Genomic DNA, 636 nt, shown 5'->3' with positions numbered 1-636 from the left:
GAGTATCTCAGGTGCAGCCCCCTCCAGATCAGAGTCTCAGAAAAAGAGAATAGCAGAATCAGATGTTGAATCGGAAATTGAATCCTATATTAGCCAAGTCCAACTCCGTTTATCCTTCCATAGGACATATCGGTCTTTACAATATCATAGCGAGAAAATAGATAATGGATTACTATTGTATATAGGTGCTCAATTTTTGAACACGGCTGCATTCATGGTCGCTGGGCCGCCTGGAGCGGTAGCCTCAGTGCTAGGATCCTCGTTAGCAATAATTGCCTTCGCTAGATCCGATGAGGAACGATTAGATGAAGAAAATGAGTGATCAAGGCTGTNCTCAGTGCTAGGATCCTCGTTAGCAATAATTGCCTTCGCTAGATCCGATGAGGAACGATTAGATGAAGAAAATGAGTGATCAAGGCTGTTGAACTACCTGATTAGCCCTCTTCCCCCTGCGGTTGCACGTCCACAAATCCGGTTCCACGAATATGCACACGAGTCGCGAGACGTCGTGTGCATATCAAGCCACGGTCGTCCCGATGAACCCCGCGACTACTCTACCAGAGTGATAGGAACACCCCCGATTCATGGGCTATGGGCCGCTCGAGATAGGCGAAAAAACTAGGATTCGACGGACTG

At 47.6% G+C, this 636-nt stretch carries 1 protein-coding gene; it reads left to right on the top strand.

All coding sequences use genetic code 11. From position 1 onward, the window contains the following. Positions 1–322: hypothetical protein (locus C477_RS24365; protein WP_204366225.1), on the top strand; the 322-nt coding region annotated here is incomplete at its 5' end. Positions 323–636 lie beyond the last annotated feature (314 nt).

Source organism: Haloterrigena salina JCM 13891 (assembly GCF_000337495.1).
In the GTDB taxonomy this organism is placed as follows: domain Archaea; phylum Halobacteriota; class Halobacteria; order Halobacteriales; family Natrialbaceae; genus Haloterrigena; species Haloterrigena salina.
Note: the sequence above shows the minus strand (reverse complement) of the source record. Positions and strands in the feature narration are given on the sequence as shown.